The sequence below is a fragment of the Salsuginibacillus halophilus genome (assembly GCF_003014715.1).
GTDB classification, from domain to species: domain Bacteria; phylum Bacillota; class Bacilli; order Bacillales; family Marinococcaceae; genus Salsuginibacillus; species Salsuginibacillus halophilus.
In genome coordinates this window covers 190,696-211,477 of record NZ_PYAV01000007.1, presented here as the reverse complement: position 1 = coordinate 211,477, position 20,782 = coordinate 190,696, and the positions used below count along the sequence as shown (strand labels likewise).

Below are 20,782 nucleotides of genomic sequence, written 5' to 3'. Positions count from 1 at the left end.
AATGATACATTGTGAGTATGATAGACGGGAGGCGTTGCGCGTGAACAGCATTGGACGTGAAGTTTGGGAATGGGCAAAAACATTTGCGGTCGTGCTTGTCATCGTACTGCTTGTCCGTATGTTTTTATTTGCAAACTATGTTGTACATGGCGAATCCATGATGCCGACCATTGAAGATGGTGAGCGGTTAATCATAAATAAAGTCGGCTATGAAATTGCGGATCCGGAACGGTTTGATTTAGTCGTTTTTAATGCGACTGATGACAGTGATTATATTAAACGCATTATCGGACTTCCAGGAGATGAACTCCGCTTCGAGGATGACGAGCTTTATATTAATGGTGAAAGTTACGATGAACCGTACTTAGATGAAGCAAAGGGTACGTACAGCGCCGGCCCTTTTACCTATGATTTCTCTTTACTGGAAGTGACCGGTGAAGCTGTTGTGCCGGAAGATCAATTGTTTGTTCTCGGCGATAACCGCCGGAACAGTTTAGACAGCAGGCAGCTCGGTTACATTGCAATTGATGATGTTGTCGGCAAGGCTAACATCCGCTACTGGCCTGTTGATGATATCTCTATGATACCTTAAATGAAATATGCGAAAACGAACCGGGGGAGTAGACCCGGTTCGTTTTTTAACTTCTCAACAAGCCGCACGGACTGCATGATCCATGTTGAGATGCGTGCGAAAAGGTCTCCACCATTACAAGAGTTTGTCGATAGATTAGAGGGCGCCGGCATCGGCCGTCCTTTTTTTATGCAATTTCAAGCAGGTGCCGCATACAATAGCAAAAAGGCAAAGCGCTTTAAGGAGGGCTTGACCATGAAAGAGCGGGACGTGTCAAAGCCGATCATTTCCGAAGAAAACTGGTCCCTCCACCGTAAAGGCGAGCAAGACCAGCACCGGCATGAAGAGCTTGTAAAAGAAGCGATCCGTGAGCAGCTGCCGGATATTATTACCGAAGAGAGCATTATTATGTCCGACGGCCGGGGAAAAGTCCGGATTCCGATCCGTTCCCTTGATGAATATAAAATCCGCTACAATGAAAAAAACAACCCACAAGTCGGGCAGGGAGACGGAGATAGTGATGTAGGCGATGTGATCGGCAGAGAAGCAAAAAAAGGTCAACAAGGTGCAGGAGAAGGAGCTGGAGATGGTCCTGGCGAAGATATATACGAGACCGATATTAGTCTTGCAGAGCTTGAGGAAGTGATGTTTCAAGAACTAGAGCTGCCGAATTTGAAAAAGAAAGAAAAAGACAGCTTTGTTGTTGATGATATTGAATTCAACGACATTCGCAAGCAGGGATTAATGGGGAATGTGGATAAGCGGCGGACGATTCTTTCTGCTTTAAAACGAAACGCAATGAAAGGGAAAAATGTGATTCATCCGATTTATCAGGAAGACTTGCGATTTAAAACTTGGAATGAAACAAAGCTGCCAGAGTCAAAAGCTGTCATCTTAGCTATGATGGATACGTCAGGTTCGATGGGTCGGTTTGAAAAGTACGTGGCCCGCAGCTTTTTCTTTTGGATGGTGCGCTTTTTAAGAACAAAATACACGTCAGTGGATATTGAGTTTATTGCCCATCATACAGAAGCCAAAGTTGTGACAGAAGAAGAATTTTTCGGAAAAGGTGAAAGTGGTGGAACCGTCTGCTCATCTGCGTACCGGAAGGCGTTAGCGCTTATTGACGCAGATTACAGTCCGGAGCGGTATAATATTTATCCGTTTCACGTGTCAGACGGGGATAACTTAACGAGCGATCAAGCGCGCTGCACGGCGCTCGTCCGTGAGCTGCTGGAAGTAAGCAGCATGTTCGGCTATACAGAAATTAACCCGCAAAACCGGCCGAGCACATTAATGAGTGCCTTCCGCCCGCTGCATGATCCAGCTTTTCGTAAGTTTGTGATTCGGGAAAAGGCAGATGTCATGGAAGCGTTAAAAACCTTTTTCCATGAAGAAGAAACGAATGTTGTGTAACCGCCAGGATACCGAGCTGCCGGCTGCTTTATGAAGAGGATAAAATCCGAGCAATGAACGTGACCTCCACTACCGACGGACGCTTTCCCGAGGGCTTGGCTTCAGCTAACTTTTTCGAATAAAGACCTTTCGAAAAAGTGGATCTTCAGCCTGCGCTAGATCCTCTGGGAGTCGCCGTCTTTCGTTCCGGTCACTCATAAAGCGTCGTGATGAAATAGGTTCATATAGATGTAGCTTCCGGTATCATTGATAACTCTCAAATGACGCAAGCTTGACGAGAAAATCGAGGCGGCACAAGATCAAACCAATGTCGCCCTTGTGCCTTCACGGTGCAAGTGTCTGCGGAAAAGCGAATTGAGTCATAGTTTATCGAAACGTTGAAAGGATACCGGGGTGCCGGTATCCTTCATCCGTTATTTTAAGGAGGCGAAACGTTGGGACATGAGAGTTTACAACAACTGCAAGAAGAAGTATCAAAAGTATTGATCGGAAAAGACAAGCTGGTGCAAAAATTGTTAACCGCGATGATCACAGGAGGCCATGTGCTGCTTGAAGATGTACCGGGGACAGGTAAAACAAAGCTTGCGCGTACGGTTGCGGCTGTGATGGACTGCAGCTTTCAAAGGGTTCAGTTTACCCCGGATGTGCTGCCGTCAGATGTGACAGGGATTGAAATTTACAACCAACAACAAAATGGATTTGAAACGAGACCGGGCCCGGTGATGACTCAAATTCTTTTAGTCGATGAAATTAACCGAGCGACACCAAAAACACAGGCGAGCCTCCTTGAAGCGATGGAGGAAAAGCAGGTGACGATTGGCCGTGAGACGATGGCGCTCCCCAGCCCGTTTTTCGTCATCGCTACACAAAACCCAGTAGAATCAGGGCAGGGCACGTTTCCGCTTCCGGAAGCACAGCTTGATCGATTCCTAATGATGCTTAACGTAGATTATCCAACCCCTGAAGAAGAAGAGGAAATGATCAACTTATACAGCGAAAATGATCGCCCTGAGGCACAGCTAAACATCTGCCTTACCCCTGCTCAGCTTCGTGAGCTGAAACAGGAAGCCCGCCGTGTACATATAGCACCTGAAGTGAAAAGCTATATGCTGCAGGTGATTCGTGCGACCCGTGCATCCAAACATACAGCCGTCGGCGTCAGCCCGCGCGGTACGCTGTTGTTTCATCAAACACTGCAGACGTATGCTTTTCTTCATGGCCGGAATTATGTGGAGCCGGATGATATACGAGCGCTTGCAGGCGACGTACTCGCGCACCGGCTCGTTTTAACGATGGAAGCTGCGTTACAGTACCGTAAGGAGGATGTATTAGAGCTTGTATTTCAAGAGATTGAAGTTCCGACAGAAACGAAAGGAACCATCTGAAAATTTTCAGATTCGTTATGTACCGCGTTTTCAATGGCTCGTTTATACAGCACCACTTCTGCTGCTGCTCGGTTATTTGTTTTCCCTGCTTCCTGTCATACTCGCAGGACTCTCCGGGCTCCTTTTTGTAGGGTGGACGAATCTATACTTTTGGTGGATGAATAAGCACCTTCAAGTTATTTCGTTTGATCAAGCGCAATGGTACTTTCCAAATGACGCCGGCAAGCTTGCCATTCAAGTAAAAAACCCTGGTATGCTGCCGGTATGGGAAGCAGAGGTTCGCATTCGAGTACATAACACAAGCCGGGCGGTGGCATTTGAAGACGGGTCGCCGCAGTCTGACGAGCAAACTTTTCCCTTGGTGCTCGGGCCAAAAGCTGTAAAAGAGATTCACCTGCCGTTCACAACTGTTAAGCGCGGGACGGCTGATTTACGCGCGGTAGAACTGACGCTTACAGATCCGCTCCGTTTCGGTAAAGTAACCAAAACATTTTATCCGAAAGCAACGACAAATCTATGCGTATACCCGACACTAAGCATGCCGGCACCACCTGCTGAGGCTGCGAGACAGCATCCAGGTTCAGAACTTGTACCTTTTACACCGTTTGAGAATCGGCTTGAACCGTCCGGCACCCGTGACTATACGTATGGGGACAATGTCCGTAACATTGACTGGAGAGCAACAGCGCGCATGCAGCATACGCAGGTGCGCACCTTTGAGACAGAACAGTATCAAATGTGGACGATCATTCTTCATTTAAATGAAACGTCGTCACAAAACTTTGAAACGCAGGTGCAGTATGCCGTTTGGTATATGATGAGAGCAGAAGAAAAGCAGATCCCGTTTTCGTTATATATCAACTTACAATATCCCCAGTCACAAGGGGTTGTGTCGCTTTTGCATAAAGAAGGTGCGTCCGGCTTACGTGAAGGCATGCAGCTGCTTGCAAAAATCCGGGCGCAGGCTGTCATCACACCGCTTTGGAAAACGTATGCGTTCATTAAACAGCGGGATGTGATTCCTCCTGTGTTAATTCACATCGGTCCGAGTGGTGAAGATCTGCCGAGTTATCAAGTATGGCAGGCACAGGGGACAGTTGTTACAAAAACGGCGCCGGATATGCACGAAAGGCAGGGTGCCCAATGGTCCGTATAGTTGAGATGCTGCTTTATTATTTCCTTGGTTATGTCGGACTTGTCTTTGTGTACGGTGCGGAAGGAGGTTGGCCGCCGGTCCTTCCATTTATGCTGTGGATTGGCGCAGGATTAGCCGGGTGGCTGCTTTTCAAAAAGCAGCTGCAGCCTCGAAGTCAACGTGTGCTCACTTGGCTCGTTTATACAATCGCTGGACTTGTGGTTCAGCTCCCGCTTTTTACAGTGATCTTCATCTCTATGTTTTTTGTGTTCATGCATGAACGGCTCGAGCAGGAAAGTTACGAAGAGAGACATGACGCCCTATTCGCGGCCGGCCTTACCCCGCTCTTTGCTTTGTTCGTGTACGGGTTGCATCCAACACTTGCGTCGGCACACGTTTTACTTTGGCTCGCACTTGTTCCCGCCGCTTTTGTTGTCTTGCTGCACAGCGTAACGGCCGCAGCGGCGGCAGGATTTGCACGCAGAGGTCAGCTTTTGTGGGGTATGGTACCATTTTGCGTTCTTGGCGGGATTTTGGCTCTGGCAGGTGCCGTTTATCCGTTGATCACCCAAGGGGGCGCAGCGGTGTTTGGCGGCGCGATTCACATGACGCAAGTGCTCACAAATTCAGCGGTTGAAGGGGTGTACGAGTGGCTGCGCGCTGCCCAAGGTGAGCCGCCACCGCCGGAAGTCCCGGAGGAGGAAACAAGTGAGGAAGCTGCAGAACGTTCGGAACGTGAAGGGTTAGGGGAGTGGAACAGCTTTTGGATTTCTGTGGGGGCTGTCGCGTTGATCGCCGCAATGGCTTTGTACGTCTTAAGAAAGCTGCTCAGGCAGAAACCTCAGCAGATTGAAACGACAAAGGCTCCCGCACCTCACCAAGTTCAGCCAGAGCAACAGGCGGCAGAACAGCCGCGCGCTACACGTTTTGGACGAGAGCTGCAGAAAACAGAAAAAGCGCTCGCCCAAGCCGGTTACCCGCGGCAGGTGCACGAAGCATTGAAAGAGTGGGAAAACGATCAACCTGGAAACACGGCCCTGCGCCAGGCTGTGCAGCTATACAGCCGGAAAATGTATGGGCAGGTGGCCGCTAACGAAAGAAGAAGAAAAAGCGTTTTACGACGCGTGTGCCCGCGTGCGGCAGCAGGTTAAAGCTTAATCAAACCTGCGTGCCTTAACTGTTCCAGTACGTTGCAATAAATTCATCGCGGCCGGATTCTTTACGGTCTTCTTTATAAGCTTCAGGATTTTTTTGGTGAAACTTTTGGTGATTGTCTTCAGCTGTGTAAAACGGTGCAGCGGGTAAAATCTCCGTCACGATCGGTGCATTGAAGCGGCCGCTTTCAGCAAGTGCGTTTTTTGAAGCTTCCGCAAGTTCTTTCTGCTGATCATTGTGATAAAAAATCGCTGTCCGGTACTGCGGGCCGCGGTCGTGAAACTGTCCGTCCGGATCGGTCGGATCAACCTGTACCCAGTATAAGTCAAGCAGTTGTTGATAACTGAACTTTTCCGGATCAAACACGATTTGTACAACTTCGTAATGACCGGTCGTTCCAGTTTTCACATCTTCATAAGTCGGATTTTCGGTATGTCCGCCACTGTAACCAGAGGCGACGTTAATAATCCCATCCATCTCTTCAAACGGCTGCACCATACACCAGAAGCATCCGCCGGCAAAAGTTGCAGTTTCATAGGATTCAGTCATGCCGCTCACTCCTTCACTTCAAATCATGGAAACATTGTAGCACGCCAGGCTATTAAGAAAAAATCAAGGAGGCTCATGATGAAAAAAAGTCTTTTAACGTTTGCTGCACTCCCTTTAAGTCTTTATGCGTTCGGGCTCTTCCGCACTTTGCGACGTAAGACACCAGCAGGCACCTCGTTTCGCGGGCCGGCCCGCCTGGATCACGAAGCCGCGTTTTTGTATGACGTAACGTACCAAAATGGAGACAAGCGTGAGGAGCAGATTTTTCCGGCGATTTTAAACGTTGTGGCTGAAGCAGAATCTTTTCTGCTTTTGGATATGTTTTTGTTTCATGATGCAAAAGAAAGTAAGTTTCCTCCACGGGCTGAAGTGTTAACCGATCAGTTAATTCAACGAAAGCGTGAAGTGCCTCAGCTTCAAGTAGCTGTTATCACCGACCGGGTCAACACAGTATACGGCGGGGCGCCCGCAAAACATTTCCAGCGGCTTGAACATGCCGGGATTCCTGTTATCTTTACGGAGACGGATCAGCTGCGCGATTCCAATCCGTTGTATGCCCCGTTTTGGCGGGGGATTTTCAGCCGGATCAACCGAAAAGAAGGGGGGTCCTTGATCAACCCCATCAATCCAAAAGAAGCTAAAGTGCCGCTTCGTTCTTACTTGGAGCTTGTCACATTTAAAGCGAATCACCGTAAAACTATTGCTTCTGAAAAAGAGGCGATCGTTGCTTCGGCTAATCCGCATAATGAAAGTGCCTGGCACTCCAATGTCGCCGTCAAATTCAGCGGCACTATGATTGAAGATCTACTCCGCTCTGAACAGCCGATTTTACACTGGTCACCACGCCCGCTGCCGGCGTTTACGAATAAACGAACTGCTGTTAAAAACGAGGAAGGTGACGTCAAAGCCCGGATTTTAACAGAAAGCCGGATTAAAGAAGCTGTCTTAAAGGCGGTGCAGGCGGCACAGGCGGCACAAGGAGAGGACATACTCTGGATTGCGTCCTTTTACGTGTCAGAACGAACGTTGATGGCGGAATTAAAAGCAGCCGCTGCAAGAGGGGTGGATGTCCGTTTGATACTCGATGACAACGAGGAAGCTTTCGGCCGGAAAAAAGGCGGCATTCCTAATCGGCCGGCTGCTGAAGAACTTGCCAAAGCTGGGGTGAACATCCGCTGGTATCAAACCGGGGTGGAGCAGTTTCATACGAAGCTGTTATTCCGTGAAAGCGAGGAAACAGCGCAGTTGATCTTAGGCTCGGCCAACTTTACCCGCCGTAACTTAAATGATTTCAACCTTGAAACGAATGTAGCCTTTGAAGGTTCGCCGGCAGCACCGGTTTTTCAAGATGCATCGGCGTACCTTGAGCGGTTGTGGGAGAATAAAGATGAAACATTCACATGTGCCTCAACTGATCAATTATCGAAGCGAAGATTAAAACAGAGCGCTTACCAGCTCCAGGAGCGAAGTGGGTTGTCCACCTTTTAACGTGTAAAACAATCAGTTTCAGGGAACAAGTAAAACATAAAAGGTGTTGACGCAAAGGGGGAAAAGACGATGCTAGAAATCTTTGATGGCGCGAACTGGTCGGTGATTGCGCCCGTCATGCTCGCAAGTTTAATGCTGTTTTTACTGGCATTTATTGATTTAATTCGCCAGCCGCAGCCAAATGGAACAAAAGTTATTTGGGGCATTGTCATCGTATTTGTCCATATTCTCGGTCCGGTCCTTTACTTTTTATTCGGACGCGGCAAGAAAAAAGAAAAAACAGGCTGAGCCGCTTTCAACCTTAGACAAACGCTTGAAAAAGCAAAGGCTGATGTTGCTTTCGGCGGACGCTTGCACCCGTAGGGCACGAGTGCGACATCGGTTTGATCTGCTCACACGCTTGATCTCACCGTGTCTTCTTAGCCACTTGTACCTCTCAACCCCCTCGGCAGAAAACCACTGCCTGCGGGATTTTCTCAGTCGTTGTTCTTCATAGGCGTCGCCGCTGGTGCTTGTCAGCCTTGTGTCATTTGATGGTCATGATGTTAGAGAGCTTTTTGATGAAATAGCTACATGAATCTATTTCATCATGATGCTTTATGAGTTACCCAACGAACCTTATTCAAATGTTATAAGTGACCGAAACGAAAGACGGCGACTCCCAGAGGATCTAGCGCAGGCTGAAGATCCACTTGTTTGAATGGTTTATATTCGAACAAGTTAGCTGAAGCCAAGCCCTCGGGAAAGCGTCCGTTGGTAGTGGAGGTCACGTTCATTTCTCGGATTTTATCCTCTTAACAGGGCAGCTCGCGGAGCTCGGAGCAGTAAGCTGCGCGTAAGTTTTAGGTTTTGTACTTTTTCGACGTTTGAAAGCAGATTGATCTGCCACGTACAAAGAAAATAAGGAAGCGTTTACAGCTGCCGCGCTCTGTGGCAGCTGTTTTTATGCATGTTTTACTTTTTTCAACTTATCTGTTGCCGGGTGTCTGCTTGAATGTTAAATTAATGTCCGTTGTGTAAAAATAAGAACGAATTTAAGGGGGCGTTACACATGCCGGACATTGAAATTCATAGCTTAGCGACACTCGCAGGATTAATACTTGCCATTATACTTATCATCCGGCATGTGTCTCCGACATATGCGATGATGATTGGCGCGCTCGCAGCAAGCTTACTCGGTGGTTTAACACTAGATGAATCAATGCTTGTCATGATGAGCGGTGCTGAAGATATGGTGAGCGTCATTATACGTGTCCTGGCCGCCGGCGTGCTTGCCGGTGTTTTAATTGAATCAGGCGCGGCGAAAACACTTGCTGAAACGATTTTTAAAAAGATGGGCGAAGGGAAAGCATTACTTGCCATTGCTGCAGCGACGATGATCTTAACAGGTGTAGGTGTATTTATCGTTGTTGCTGTACTAACGGTAGCCCCGATCGCGCTTTCCATTGCACACCGGGCGAACATTTCAAAAATGGGTGTGCTGCTTGCAATTTCAGGTGGAGGAAAAGCCGGAAATATTTTCTCGCCGAACCCGAATACGATTGCCGTCGCCGACAGCTTTGACGTCAGTTTAACGGCAGTCATGGCAGCTGGTTTGATCCCCGGGCTCGTCGGTTTAGGCGTAACATTCATGATTGCCCAGCGTCTTGCCGGCCGCGGAGATAAAGTAGAGAGACCAGAAGATGAAGATGAGGACTTTTTACAGCTGCCGAGTCTGCCGGCATCTTTGGCTGCACCTGTAACCGCTGTAGGTTTATTAATGCTGCAGCCGCTGTTTGGGGTGAACGTGGATCCGTTGTTTGCGCTTCCTGCCGGCGGGGCAGTCGGTGCCCTTGCGATGGGGCGTTTCTCAGAATTTAAAGGCTTTGCGGCGAGCGGTTTAAGTAAGATGGTAGGTGTAGCGGTACTATTTATCGGTGTCGGCAGCCTCGCCGGCGTGTTGACCCATTCCACGCTCGTTGACGAGCTCTCTTACATGTTAAACGTACTTGGTCTGCCGGATTATATGATCGCACCAGTCTCCGGGATGTTTATGGGAGCGGCGACCGGTTCGACTTCTGCAGGTACAGCGATTGCCGGCGGTGCGTTTGCTGACACGCTGCTTGCAATGGGCGTGCACGCCGTTGCAGCAGCGGCAATGCTTCATGCCGGAACGATTGTACTTGACCATACACCGCAAGGATCGTTCTTCCACGTCACGCGTGAAAGTGTCAACATGAGCATGAAAGACCGGTTTAAACTAGTTCCTTACGAAATCTTGATCGGTCTTGTCATGGCAGTCGTCTCTGTACTCATGTTCGGCGTCTTCGGAGAAATCTTTCTATCATAGCCTATACAAGAACCGCCCGGGGCACCTGGGCGGTTCAGTATGTAGACAAACTTTTTAGAAAAGCGGGGTCTGACGTTGCTTTTCGGCTGACGCTTGTCCACAAGTGCGACATCGGTTTGATCCGTGCTGTCGCATGAAGAGAATAAAAACCGAATCATGAACGTGACCTTCACTACCGACGGACGCTTTCCCGAGGGCTTGGCTTCAGCTAACTTTTTCGAATGAAGATCCTTCAAAAAAGTGGATCTTCAGCCTGCGCTAGATCCTCTGGGAGTCGCCGTCTTTCGTTTCGGTCACTTGTTAGTTAACGGATCATTAAGGATTCCCATAGTATATGGTTCGCTTGATCGTTCATGAAGCCTCATGATGAAATTGATTTATCTAGATATAGCTTGATCAAAAGAATTTCTATCATTTATAACCATCAAATAACGCAAAGCTGACAAGCATCGGCGGCGACGCCTACGGGAACAGTACGAGCCGAAAATCCCGCAGGCAGCGGTTGTCTGCCGAGGAAGTTGAGGCCGTACCCGAGGCAAGCGTCCGCCGAAGTGCGACGTCAGCCACAGCCTTTTTTGAAGCTTTATACAAACAAAAACCGCACAGGTGCCCGGGCGGTTTTTGTTGAATCAGTTCGCTTTACAGCAGCGGTTCCTCAGATAAAACGATTTGGCAGGAGCCAAACGGGAGGTGCACGTGAAATACAGTACTTGCACCCGTATGAGCCAGCGCTTGATTGTGATGAACGAGCTGCGGCTCCATTTCAAGCTCCGTACCTTTGTTCGACATGTTCACTGTAAACAAACCATTATGAAGATTGAGCAATTCACCGACAGCCGCTTGAGCGAGCTCGGTCGGACCATGAATATCTTCTTCTGCGTATTTGGCAGCGATTTGCGTGAACGTCGCCTCGTCTGCACAAAGTGCTGTGTAAAGCGTCTCTTCACCGTGGATTTTCTGTGTAACCGTCCAGTCGGCAATTGAAGCCACTTCTGCGTTTTCAATACGGAGGTTCGGTTCAACAAAGCGGATGAAGTTGCGGGAGAGCAGCGCAATATAATCATGGGCAAGGCCTTGATCCTTTAAAGCACCGAGTGACACCATTTTCTCAATGATTAAATCAATGTCTCCGCGCTGAAAAGCGTCAAATTCTTCGTCTGTCAACGCGTGTTCTTGTTTGTATTGATCGAGCACATCGGTGTATTCTTGAAGGGTAAGAACATGATCGTCGACTAGAGACTGTCCGAGCAGTAAATGCGGTTGTTTTTGAGCATTGAGCATCGCTTCGAGCGCGTCGTTTGTAATATAACCTTTTTCAACGGCGAGTGATCCGAACTTTTTGTCCCGGCGCATCTGCTCTTGATGCACATCTTCTACATCAAGTGCAGTCATGTCCCCGCGGTCAATGGCGATGACCCCGAGTCGAACGTGTGTATTTTTTTTCATTTCCATAGCTTCGCGCAGCTGTGTTGACGTAATATAACCTTGCTGCAACAAGTATTGACCGAAGTATTGACTAAACATGAGGGCTTTCACTCGCTTTTTGTAATTCTTTATCAAGCATCTTTTTCAATGTAGCTTCATCTGCCGGTTTTTGAATAAAATCAACCGCCCCGGCATCAAGCGCCTGTTTCACGTGGGTTTGTGTCCCTGCAGAAGAAACGATAATCACACGTGCTTTCGGGTTGTGTTCCACCATATCTGCAAGTGCTTCAAGACCGTCTTTTTCCGGCATCACAATATCAAGAAACACGAGATGAGGGTTGATTTCTTGAAAGCGTTCGACGCTTTCTTGACCGTTAGCAGCTTCTGTAATATGAGCGCAGCCGATATTTTCAAGCATGCCCGTGAATTTTTTGCGGATCAATGCGGAGTCATCACAGACGAGCACTTTTGCTTCAGACATATTCAAAGCAGGACCTCCTTTAAAAATCGAGATAGAAAAATTGATGGGTAGATGCTAAACTCTCGATGCAAATGAACTGGTTCTATATTACCACAATTCCTTAAGAGTGTCAGAAGATTTTAACCTAGAAAGGAGGAGAGACATGTTTAATCAGCAAACGACACTACCGGCAGCACGTCATATGAAAGACATTGAAAAAATTATGATAAGCGATTATGAATACATTGTGTTGTTAAACAGCCGCGTGGCCCAGCTGAAAAGTATTACGCAGATGGCCCGTGAAAAACATAAAAAGCTGCTCGTTCACGCCGATTTAGTCCAAGGGCTCACCGGGGATGAGTTTGCTGCGCAAATGCTCTGCCAGCAGATCCGCCCGCATGGAATTATATCCACTAGAAAGCAGATGCTTTTAACAGCGAAAAAACATAACTTACTCGCGGTACAGCGATTGTTTCTCCTGGATTCACTTGCACTGGAGACAAGCTACCGCCTCGTTTCAGAAGTTGAACCGGATGCGATTGAAGTCCTGCCGGGGGTAATCCCGAAAATGATTGAAGAAGTGCGCGAAGAAACAAAGAAGCCGGTCATTGCAGGCGGCTTGATCCGTGAGAAGTCTGACGTTGATACGGCCTTAGAAGCCGGTGCCCAAGCTGTCACGACGACACGAATGGAGTTGTGGCGTTAATCTAGCTTGCGCATCCGACCGGACTGCGTTATACTATAGTTAAGTTAATAACCGAGGTCGGAGTCGATGAGAGACCGCATCACCAGCACAGTGAAACAGCTGTGCCGGTTGGTGCGGTCTTTTTTATGTAAAATTTTATGAAAAGGATGATGGCAATGACGACAGCATTTCCAGCAAATGAACGAACGAAACGTCTAGAAGACATGGCAGCGACAGAACAGGATGTGTTAGTGATCGGCGGTGGAATTACTGGTGCCGGGATTGCACTTGATGCTGCAGCCCGCGGGTTAAAGACAGGTTTAATTGATATGCAGGATTTTGGTGCCGGTACATCAAGCCGCTCAACAAAACTTGTCCACGGCGGCCTGCGCTATTTAAAGCAGCTGGAAGTCAAGCTGGTGGCTGAAGTTGGAAAAGAAAGAGCGATTGTGTATGAAAATGCGCCGCACGTTACAACGCCGGAGTGGATGCTCCTACCATTAATTGAAGGCGGTACTTTCGGCCGGACGTCTACGTCACTTGGCTTAAAAGTATACGACCTGCTCGCCGGGGTGAAAAAAGATGAGCGCCGCTACATGTTAAGTAAAGATGAAACATTGCAAAAAGAGCCGCTCTTAAAAACGGACGGCTTAAAAGGTGGGGGCATTTATGTGGAATACCGCACGGATGATGCCCGGCTCACGGTTGAGACGATGAAAAAAGCAGAAGAACTAGGCACTGATGCGGTAAACCATGCGAAAGTCACCGACTTTATTTATCATGGAACGCAAGCTGTCGGTGTCTATGTCAGTGATCAAATTACCGGTGAAACGTATGAAATTTATGCGAAAGAAATTGTCAACGCGGCCGGCCCGTGGGTGGATACGCTTCGTGAAAAAGACGGCTCTAAACAAGGGAAATACTTGCATTTAACGAAAGGTGTGCACGTTGTGTTCGATCGCGAGCGCTTTCCGTTGTCGCAGGCGGTTTACTTTGATGTGCCGGACGGCCGTATGGTCTTTGCGATTCCGCGCGGCAATAAGACGTACGTCGGTACAACGGACACCGTTTACGACGGCGATATTGCCAACCCGCGCATGACAGATGAGGATCTTGAATATTTAATTGAAGCCTCAAGTGCGATGTTTCCGGAACTAGCGTTAACCCGGGATGACGTAGAATCTAGCTGGGCCGGGCTCCGTCCCCTCATTCATGAGGAGGGAAAAAGTGCCTCAGAAATTTCCCGTAAAGATGAAGTATTCATCTCTGACTCCGGCTTGATTTCGATTGCCGGCGGCAAATTAACCGGCTACCGGAAGATGGCCGAGCGCATAGTTGATCTTTTGTGCGAGCGTAAAGGCATACACGCCCCGTGCCCGACGGCGGACATCCCGCTTTCCGGTGGAGAAGTCAACGGTTCGACCGGCTTTTCAAGTTATATTGAAAAAGCAGCTTCCGAAGGCGAAGCGCTTGGCTTAACCCGTGAAGAAGCAGAAGAAACTGCCAAGTTTTACGGTTCAAACGCCCCGGTCGTGTTTGATTTAATGATCACTTGGGAAAAAACAGCTGAAAAGCATGGCTTAAGCCGCTTCGCTGCCGGGCAGCTCGCTTACGGTGTGCTGCATGAATCCGCAGCAACAGCACTTGATATCCTTAACCGGCGCACCGGCTGGCTCTTTTTCGACATGCCGTACGTGCTAAACAACCAAGATCGCCTGCTCACATTCATGGGTGAGATCCTAAACTGGGATGAAGCACGTCTAGCCGCTGAAAACGAAGCTTTAAGCGCAGAGATTGAGCACCTCCGCACCCCGGAGCCAGTACTTGCGCATGCTTAAAACATGTACGTGTAATTGAAAGAAGTAAGAGCGTCACAGCATCCTGCCACTAAAGGAAGGGTGCGGGCGCTTTTTTTAAAATCTAAGTGTCGATGTTGATAACGGGGGAGGGAAAACATGTCATGGTATGAAACTTATCGACAATGGGAGCTTGAAGCTGAAAAAAACCCGGCGCTGAAAGCAAAGCTTGAAGCAGCAGCTGCTGAAGAGGAGCTTGAAGACTGCTTTTATACGTCGCTCTCGTTTGGCACCGGCGGGATGCGGGGCCGGCTGGGTCCGGGCCCTAACCGGATGAATGCGTATACGGTGCGTAAAGCTGCTTCAGGTTTTGGGGCGTATCTGCTGCATCAATCCGGAGCGGATGCGAAGGAAAAAGGTGTGGTGATTGCTTATGATCCGCGGCATGAATCAGAAAACTTTGTGGTTGAAAGCGCGAAAGTTTTAGGGGCACTTGGTATTCAAGTGCATTTATTTACCGGGATTCGCCCGACCCCTGAGCTGTCTTTTGCGGTGCGTGAATTAGGCGCTGCCGGCGGGATTATGTTGACGGCGAGCCATAATCCGTCGTCAGATAACGGGTTTAAAGTGTACGGTGAAGACGGCGGACAACTGGTGCCGGCACAAAGTGAACAGCTCACCGGCTTTGTAGAACGGATTGAAGATGAGCTTCAAATTGAAACGATTGCACCTGAGGAAATGAAAGCACAAGGGCTTTGGCATGAGCTGGGTAAAGACATGGATGAAGCGTACATGCGTCACCTGCTTCAGCTGCTCCCGGATCGTGAGGATGCCAAAGCGAAGCGTTCGCAGTTAAAGGTCGTTTTTACGCCCCTGCACGGGACGGCGGCCCGCTTAGCAGCGGATATTTTCAATCGCTCAGGATTCCACGCGGTGGAAACCGTAACCGAGCAGATGGTGGAGGACCCTGACTTTTCAACGGTTACATCCCCGAACCCTGAGGACCCTGCGGCGTTTGCTTATGCGAAAAGACAAGGGTTCGCGCAGGGGGCGGATGTGCTGCTTGCAACGGATCCGGATGCGGATCGTGTCGGCGCAGCGGTTTTTTCGGAAAAAGCGGATGACTATGTGTACTTAACCGGTAATGAGACTGGGGCGTTGTTGTTAGAGGCGGCTTTATCCACGCAAGAGGCGTCAACGGGTGGCGTGATGTTGAATACGATTGTTACGTCGGACCTTGGGGAGAAGATCGCAGCAGCTTATGGGGTGGATACGTGGAAGACGCTCACCGGTTTCAAGTTTATCGCTGCGCACATTGAAGCGCTCAGTCAAGCGGATGATGCGTCGTTCGTCTTTGGTTATGAAGAGTCGTTTGGGTATTTGGCAGCGCCGTTTGTGCGGGATAAAGATGCACTGCAGGCACTGCTTTTGTTAAGTGAGCTCGCTGCCGAGGAAAAGGCGCGAGGCAGGAGTCTTTTGGACAAATTGGAGGAGCTTTATGAGCAGTACGGCTGGCACAAAGAGCGGACATTATCTGTGACCCGAGAAGGGCGTCATGGGGGGCAGGAGATTGCGGCGGTGATGGAAGCGTTTCGAGAAAGTTATCCGGAGATTGCAGGCGGGCAAGTGGTTACGTCGGTGGAAGATTACAGCACCGGGCGGATGACAGAGCTTTCAACAGGTACGGTGCATACGTTAAAATTACCGGTAAGTAATGTGTTAAAATTCCATTTAGAAAACGGCGGCTGGTTCTGCCTCCGCCCATCCGGTACAGAGCCGAAGTTAAAGGTGTATTGTGCCGCGGTCGGGAATTCACGGACCGAGGCGGAACAGCAGCTAGACGATTTGTACCGCGATTTAAGTGAACGAATTCATGCGTATGTAACATAAACTTGCCGCTTAAACGATGCGAACAGGAGGGAGCCGATGCAAAGCTGGGTGCAGACGTATCTTCATCATTTACAGCAGACGTTGCAGCAGCCGTCACGGACGTATTTGCGCCAGCTGATGCGGGCGCACCTCGCTGTGTTTCCGTTTGAGAATTTCCATAAGCTCACCCGTGCGCCGCACGAACAACCTGATGAGCTGCTTGGCGACCCTGAAACTTTCCTTCAAGCGCATGAGACAGCCCATGCCGGCGGCACATGCTTTTCGTTAAATATGAATTTCGGCCGGCTGCTCGAAGCGCTTAACTTTTCTGTCGGATGGATCTCTCCCGGCGGTTGGCACACAGCTTTGATTGTGACCGATCCGGAAAACCCGCGGGTGTTGTGGTACGTCGATGTCGGCACCGGCGCCCCGATGTTTCAGCCGGTATCCTTTACCGGCAGGCGCACGGATGTCCCGTCATTTGCCGGTGAGAAAGTCTTTTTCCTGCCGACAGGAGAGCTAGGGAGCTACGCTTATATCCGCGCCCAGGAGGGTAAACTTTTGGAGCGGAAGTGGACATTTTCCGTGTATGACACAAAGCAGCAAGCCGAATTAATGCCGGCAGCGCGCGCCTCGTTTCACCCTGAAGCTACATTTTTAAATGAGCTAAGATGCGAGCGGAAACTGCCCGAGCAGCGCAAAGTATTACTGCTGAAGGACCGCTGGTTTATCATCCGCACCTCGGCCGGCGCCCGGCTCGAACGGGAGCTCCGCTCGAAAGAAGAAGGCGCAGCCGTGATCGCGAACGAGATGAAGTGCGAAAAGCTCGCGCCCGCTTACTTGCAGGCGGTTGAGCATATGGCACAAAACGGCGTAGACATTTTCCCACGCTGAGCGAGCGGTTGGGCAGAAGAAGCGAGCGGTCGGGCGAGAGAAGCGAGCGGTTGCGTAGGAGAAGCGAGCGGTCAGGCAGGAGAAGCGAGCGGTCCGCCTCAATAAGCTACGCCCAAATTTCAATAAACGCCTTGTTATAATGAAAAGGCGAAAACACCCCGGCTCGCCGGGGTGTTATTTACTTTGTAATTCGAAAGTTGTCGTTGTGGGTAACTTGAGCGACTTCTTGCACATCGACTTCAGTTACTTTGGAAACCGGGCTCCCTTTCCGGACTTCTGATAAGAAAGCATCCATTTGCCCCGCGGTGCCTTCTGCCGCGAGTCTCACCGTTCCGTCGTCTTCGTTTTGCACCCAGCCGAACACGTTATGGCGCATGGCCGCCTGCTGAGTGAACTGGCGGAAGCCAACCCCTTGAACGCGGCCGTGAACCACTGCTTCGTATTTTATCATGTTTTTTTCCTCCTCAATGTTCAAAAATGTACGTTGTTGTCATACCTTTTTAAAATGCAGATTAAACCACGGATCAAGCGCCGGATCGTCCGGGTGTTCCGCAATGACGTGCATTTCATTATCCTCATCGGTTGTTAACCATAATCCATTTTCATCGCGAAAAGCCGGATACACATAACCGGCTTGAAACAAAATCCCCTCACCCGAGATTTCGACAAGGTCACCGGGTCCCTGTTTGTAAATGGTGGCTAAACATTGGGTCAGCTCCATGGCGCTCTCTCCCTTATGCAATTTCGTAACGTACATGATTATAGGTATCATCTCATAAATTGTAACAATCGGAAATAGGGGGCGGTTGCTTTGATCGATCGAGAACTTGAACGTTCAATTGTTGAGATTACCGAGGTTGCAGAAAGCTTTGGTCTTGACTTTTATCCGATGCGTTACGAACAGTGTCCAGCTGATATTATTTATACCTTTGGCGCTTATGGTATGCCAACCCGTTACAGTCACTGGAGTTTTGGTAAACAATACCATAAGATGAAACTGCATTATGATCTTGGGTTAAGTAAAATTTATGAGCTCGTGATTAATTCGAATCCGTGCTACGCTTTTCTGCTCGACAGCAATACGTTAATTCAAAACAAATTAATCGTTGCCCACGTTTTGGCGCACAGTGATTTTTTCAAAAACAATAGCTATTTTCAGCGGACCCGCCAGGATATGGTGGAAAGTATGAGTGCCGCTTCTGAAAGAATTGCAGCTTATGAGCATCAATACGGGAAGCGAGAAGTTGAAACATTTCTCGATGCGGTGCTTGCGATTCAAGAACATGTCGACCCGAGTTTATGGCGCAACAGCGAGTCTGAAGAGAGTGCACCTCCAACACCACCTAAGGCCCAGCCGTATGAGGATCTTTTAAAGCTCGGCGATCCAAAGCAGGATGAGGCAGCCCAAAATTCAACGAAAAAATTCCCGCCTGAACCGGAGAAAGACTTGCTGTATTTTATTGAGGAGAACAGTCGGGAGCTTGAGGATTGGCAGCGTGATGTGATCACGCTCATGCGGGAGGAGATGCTTTATTTCTGGCCGCAGCTGGAAACGAAGATTATGAATGAAGGTTGGGCTTCGTATTGGCATATCCGGATTTTGCGCGAACTCGATTTAACGGAAGGGGAGGCTGTTGAGTTTGCGAAGTTAAATGCGAGCGTTGTGCAGCCGGGGCGGCAGCAGCTGAATCCGTACTATTTAGGGTTGAAAATGTTTGAAGATATTGAGCGGCGGTTTAATGATCCGGATGAGCATCTGCAAGAGCTTGGGGTTGTGCCGAATTCAGGCCGGAAGCAGATTTTTGATGTGCGTGAGATGGATCATGATGTATCGTTTGTGCGCAATTATTTAACGGATGATTTGATTCGGCAAGAAGATTTATTTATGTACGAAAAGCAGGGAAGGGATTACCGGATTACGAGCAAGGATGCTGAAGATGTCCGGCAGTCGATTATCCGCAGCCGGACAAATGGTGGTTTTCCGTACTTGGTGGTGACTGATGGGGATTATATGAAAGCAGGTGAGCTCTACATCCGCCACGAGTATGAAGGGGTCGAACTTGATGTGAAGGAGTTGGAGAAGACGCTGCCTTATTTGTTTCAACTCTGGGGCCGGGCGGTTCACATCGAAACGTTTATTAACGATAAGCCCACTCTCTTTCAATACGACGGCCGGCGCCTGCACCGGAAATACATTTGATAGAGCAGTTGCGTCGAGCTGGGAGCTGGGTGTAGGGAGGAGGCTGGAGCGCGGATCCTTCCTAACAAAAAAAGAGCTGCGATGTTTTAGCATCAGCAGCTCTTTTCAAGTAAAGGTGTTGTTAATCGGCCCATTCACCGTTACGGAAGACAGCGACGGTGCTGCCGTCCGCTTTAATGCCGTCGATGTCCATGTGCTCGGATCCGATCATAAAGTCAACATGCACAAGGCTTTGGTTTAAGCCGGCTTCTTCTTTTTCTTCTTTGGAAAGTTCGCTCCCGCCTTCGAGGCAGAAGGCATAGGCGCTTCCAAGCGCGATGTGGCAGGATGCATTTTCGTCATAAAGCGTGTTGTAAAAAAGAATGCCCGTCTGTGAGATCGGTGAGCTGTGCGGCACGAGCGCAACTTCGCCGAGACGTTTTGCATTTTCATCTGTTTCTAAAAGGTGTTTTAAGGTTTCTTCGCCAGTTTCAGCACTGTAGTCAACGACAACGCCGTTTTCAAACGTAAGTGTGAAGTTGTCGATTAAGTTACCGCCGTAGTTTAACGGCTTCGTGTTGGTCACCTGACCGTTAACGCCGTCTTTATGAGGAACGGTGAAGACTTCTTCTGTTGGCATGTTGGCAATAAAGTGTACACCGTCTTGGTTTTTACCGCCGCCGCCAACCCATAAATGACCTTCAGGAAGATCAATTTTTAAGTCGGTGCCAGGTGCTTTAAAGTGCAGCGCAGCTAAGCTCTGCTCCTCAAGAAAACGAGCTTTCTCCTGCAGGACGTCGTCGTGTGCTTCCCACGCGGCTACCGGATCTTCAAGGTCGGCACGTACCGCTTTGAAAATGGCTTCCCAAAGCTCATCTACAGCCCGCTCGCCTGCTTCAGGAAATACTTTTTTCGCCCAAGCTTCGGACGGGGCGGAAACGACGAGCCAGCTCGTTTTATCCGATTGTATGTAGCTGCGGAACGTCTCCATGGCTGCGCCCGCGGTTTTGTTTGCCGTTGCGACGCGCTCAGGGTCTACCCCTTTTAATAAATCAGGGTCCGTGGATTTAATCGTCATAAATGCGGCCCCGGCTTCAGCCATTTCTTCAAAGCCTCTAGCTTTCCAATGTGGATACTCTTCAAACGCTTCATCAGGTGCTAAGTCGTATTTCAAACGCGTGAGCGCATCGTCGTTCCATTCAACGTGAACGTTTTTTGCGCCGCCTTCGTATGCTTTACGGGCGGTGAGACGGACAAAGTCAGCCGCATCAAGTGGTGCATTAATGACGAGGGTTTGACCTTCCTGCAGATTGACCCCTTTATGCACAGCAAGGGAAGCGTAATTTTCAAGCTTACGGTTAAAGTCGCTCATTTGCATTCTCCTTTGTCAATAAAATCCGGTACGTTTACATTTTATCAAAATACGTGTAAAAAAAGAAACGCTTT

General features: G+C 49.1%; 19 protein-coding genes. 13 read left to right on the top strand and 6 right to left on the bottom strand.

Going from position 1 to position 20,782, the window contains the following annotated elements:
* The first annotated feature begins 1 nt into the window (after position 1).
* From lepB to B0H94_RS08540, 5 genes are all read left to right on the top strand, one after another.
* Entirely contained in the window at positions 2 to 592 is a 591-nt protein-coding gene (lepB, locus tag B0H94_RS08560) for a signal peptidase I (RefSeq protein WP_106588851.1), read from the top strand.
* A gap of 234 nt (positions 593 to 826) precedes the next feature.
* On the top strand, positions 827 to 1,987 hold the full coding sequence (gene yhbH, locus B0H94_RS08555; protein ID WP_106588850.1) for a sporulation protein YhbH: 1,161 nt from the start codon (positions 827 to 829) through the stop codon (positions 1,985 to 1,987).
* 434 nt (positions 1,988 to 2,421) lie between these two features.
* Positions 2,422 to 3,372, top strand: a complete 951-nt coding sequence (locus B0H94_RS08550; RefSeq protein ID WP_245893937.1) for an AAA family ATPase — start codon at positions 2,422 to 2,424, stop codon at positions 3,370 to 3,372.
* Positions 3,323 to 4,528 (top strand): DUF58 domain-containing protein, encoded by a 1,206-nt coding sequence (locus B0H94_RS08545; RefSeq protein WP_146139939.1) that lies wholly within the window; start codon positions 3,323 to 3,325, stop codon positions 4,526 to 4,528. Before B0H94_RS08550 ends, B0H94_RS08545 begins: the two co-directional genes overlap by 50 nt.
* On the top strand, positions 4,516 to 5,658 hold the full coding sequence (locus B0H94_RS08540; protein WP_106588848.1) for a hypothetical protein: 1,143 nt from the start codon (positions 4,516 to 4,518) through the stop codon (positions 5,656 to 5,658). Before B0H94_RS08545 ends, B0H94_RS08540 begins: the two co-directional genes overlap by 13 nt.
* Positions 5,659 to 5,680: 22 nt before the next feature.
* Here B0H94_RS08540 and msrA read toward each other — a convergent pair whose 3' ends face one another.
* Positions 5,681 to 6,211: a peptide-methionine (S)-S-oxide reductase MsrA gene (msrA, locus tag B0H94_RS08535; RefSeq protein WP_106588847.1), complete on the bottom strand. Its 531-nt coding sequence runs from the start codon at positions 6,209 to 6,211 to the stop codon at positions 5,681 to 5,683.
* A 78-nt stretch (positions 6,212 to 6,289) separates the two neighbouring features.
* Between msrA and B0H94_RS08530 the strand changes: the two genes are divergently transcribed.
* The 3 genes from B0H94_RS08530 (at position 6,290) to B0H94_RS08520 (ending at position 10,028) form a co-directional block, all read left to right on the top strand.
* A complete protein-coding gene (locus B0H94_RS08530; RefSeq protein ID WP_181315328.1) occupies positions 6,290 to 7,699 on the top strand; it encodes a phospholipase D-like domain-containing protein in 1,410 nt (469 codons plus the stop codon).
* Positions 7,700 to 7,768: 69 nt separating this feature from the next.
* Positions 7,769 to 7,987, top strand: coding sequence for a PLD nuclease N-terminal domain-containing protein (locus B0H94_RS08525; RefSeq protein ID WP_106588845.1), 219 nt, complete (start codon positions 7,769 to 7,771; stop codon positions 7,985 to 7,987).
* Between the two features lie 763 nt (positions 7,988 to 8,750).
* Complete coding sequence (locus tag B0H94_RS08520; protein ID WP_106588844.1) at positions 8,751 to 10,028, top strand: GntP family permease; 1,278 nt, start codon at positions 8,751 to 8,753, stop codon at positions 10,026 to 10,028.
* 639 nt (positions 10,029 to 10,667) lie between these two features.
* Here the strand turns inward: B0H94_RS08520 and B0H94_RS08515 are convergent.
* Entirely contained in the window at positions 10,668 to 11,552 is an 885-nt protein-coding gene (locus B0H94_RS08515; protein WP_106588843.1) for a cyclic di-GMP-binding domain-containing protein, MshE-related, read from the bottom strand.
* Positions 11,545 to 11,934: a response regulator transcription factor gene (locus B0H94_RS08510; RefSeq protein ID WP_106588871.1), complete on the bottom strand. Its 390-nt coding sequence runs from the start codon at positions 11,932 to 11,934 to the stop codon at positions 11,545 to 11,547. Before B0H94_RS08510 ends, B0H94_RS08515 begins: the two co-directional genes overlap by 8 nt.
* A gap of 142 nt (positions 11,935 to 12,076) precedes the next feature.
* On the opposite strand from B0H94_RS08510, the gene B0H94_RS08505 reads away from it, so the two are divergent.
* The 4 genes from B0H94_RS08505 to B0H94_RS08490 all read left to right on the top strand — a co-directional run bounded on the left by B0H94_RS08505 (position 12,077) and on the right by B0H94_RS08490 (position 17,157).
* A complete protein-coding gene (locus tag B0H94_RS08505) occupies positions 12,077 to 12,619 on the top strand; it encodes a glycerol-3-phosphate responsive antiterminator (protein WP_106588842.1) in 543 nt (180 codons plus the stop codon).
* Between the two features lie 155 nt (positions 12,620 to 12,774).
* Positions 12,775 to 14,436 carry a glycerol-3-phosphate dehydrogenase/oxidase gene (locus B0H94_RS08500; RefSeq protein WP_106588841.1) on the top strand — a complete coding sequence of 554 codons (1,662 nt, stop codon included), beginning with the start codon at positions 12,775 to 12,777 and terminating at the stop codon, positions 14,434 to 14,436.
* Positions 14,437 to 14,553: 117 nt separating this feature from the next.
* A complete protein-coding gene (locus B0H94_RS08495) occupies positions 14,554 to 16,284 on the top strand; it encodes a phospho-sugar mutase (protein WP_106588840.1) in 1,731 nt (576 codons plus the stop codon).
* Between the two features lie 36 nt (positions 16,285 to 16,320).
* The gene (locus tag B0H94_RS08490) at positions 16,321 to 17,157 is read left to right on the top strand and encodes an arylamine N-acetyltransferase (protein WP_106588839.1); all 837 of its coding nucleotides are present in this window, start codon (positions 16,321 to 16,323) and stop codon (positions 17,155 to 17,157) included.
* 178 nt (positions 17,158 to 17,335) lie between these two features.
* On the opposite strand, the gene B0H94_RS08485 is transcribed toward B0H94_RS08490, so the two are convergent.
* A complete protein-coding gene (locus tag B0H94_RS08485; RefSeq protein ID WP_106588838.1) occupies positions 17,336 to 17,608 on the bottom strand; it encodes an acylphosphatase in 273 nt (90 codons plus the stop codon).
* Positions 17,609 to 17,647: 39 nt separating this feature from the next.
* Positions 17,648 to 17,878 (bottom strand): hypothetical protein, encoded by a 231-nt coding sequence (locus tag B0H94_RS08480; RefSeq protein WP_106588837.1) that lies wholly within the window; start codon positions 17,876 to 17,878, stop codon positions 17,648 to 17,650.
* A 90-nt stretch (positions 17,879 to 17,968) separates the two neighbouring features.
* Between B0H94_RS08480 and B0H94_RS08475 the strand changes: the two genes are divergently transcribed.
* Complete coding sequence (locus B0H94_RS08475; RefSeq protein ID WP_106588836.1) at positions 17,969 to 19,357, top strand: SpoVR family protein; 1,389 nt, start codon at positions 17,969 to 17,971, stop codon at positions 19,355 to 19,357.
* Positions 19,358 to 19,478: 121 nt separating this feature from the next.
* Here B0H94_RS08475 and B0H94_RS08470 read toward each other — a convergent pair whose 3' ends face one another.
* Entirely contained in the window at positions 19,479 to 20,708 is a 1,230-nt protein-coding gene (locus tag B0H94_RS08470) for an aminopeptidase (protein WP_106588835.1), read from the bottom strand.
* Between the last annotated feature and the right edge of the window lie 74 nt (positions 20,709 to 20,782).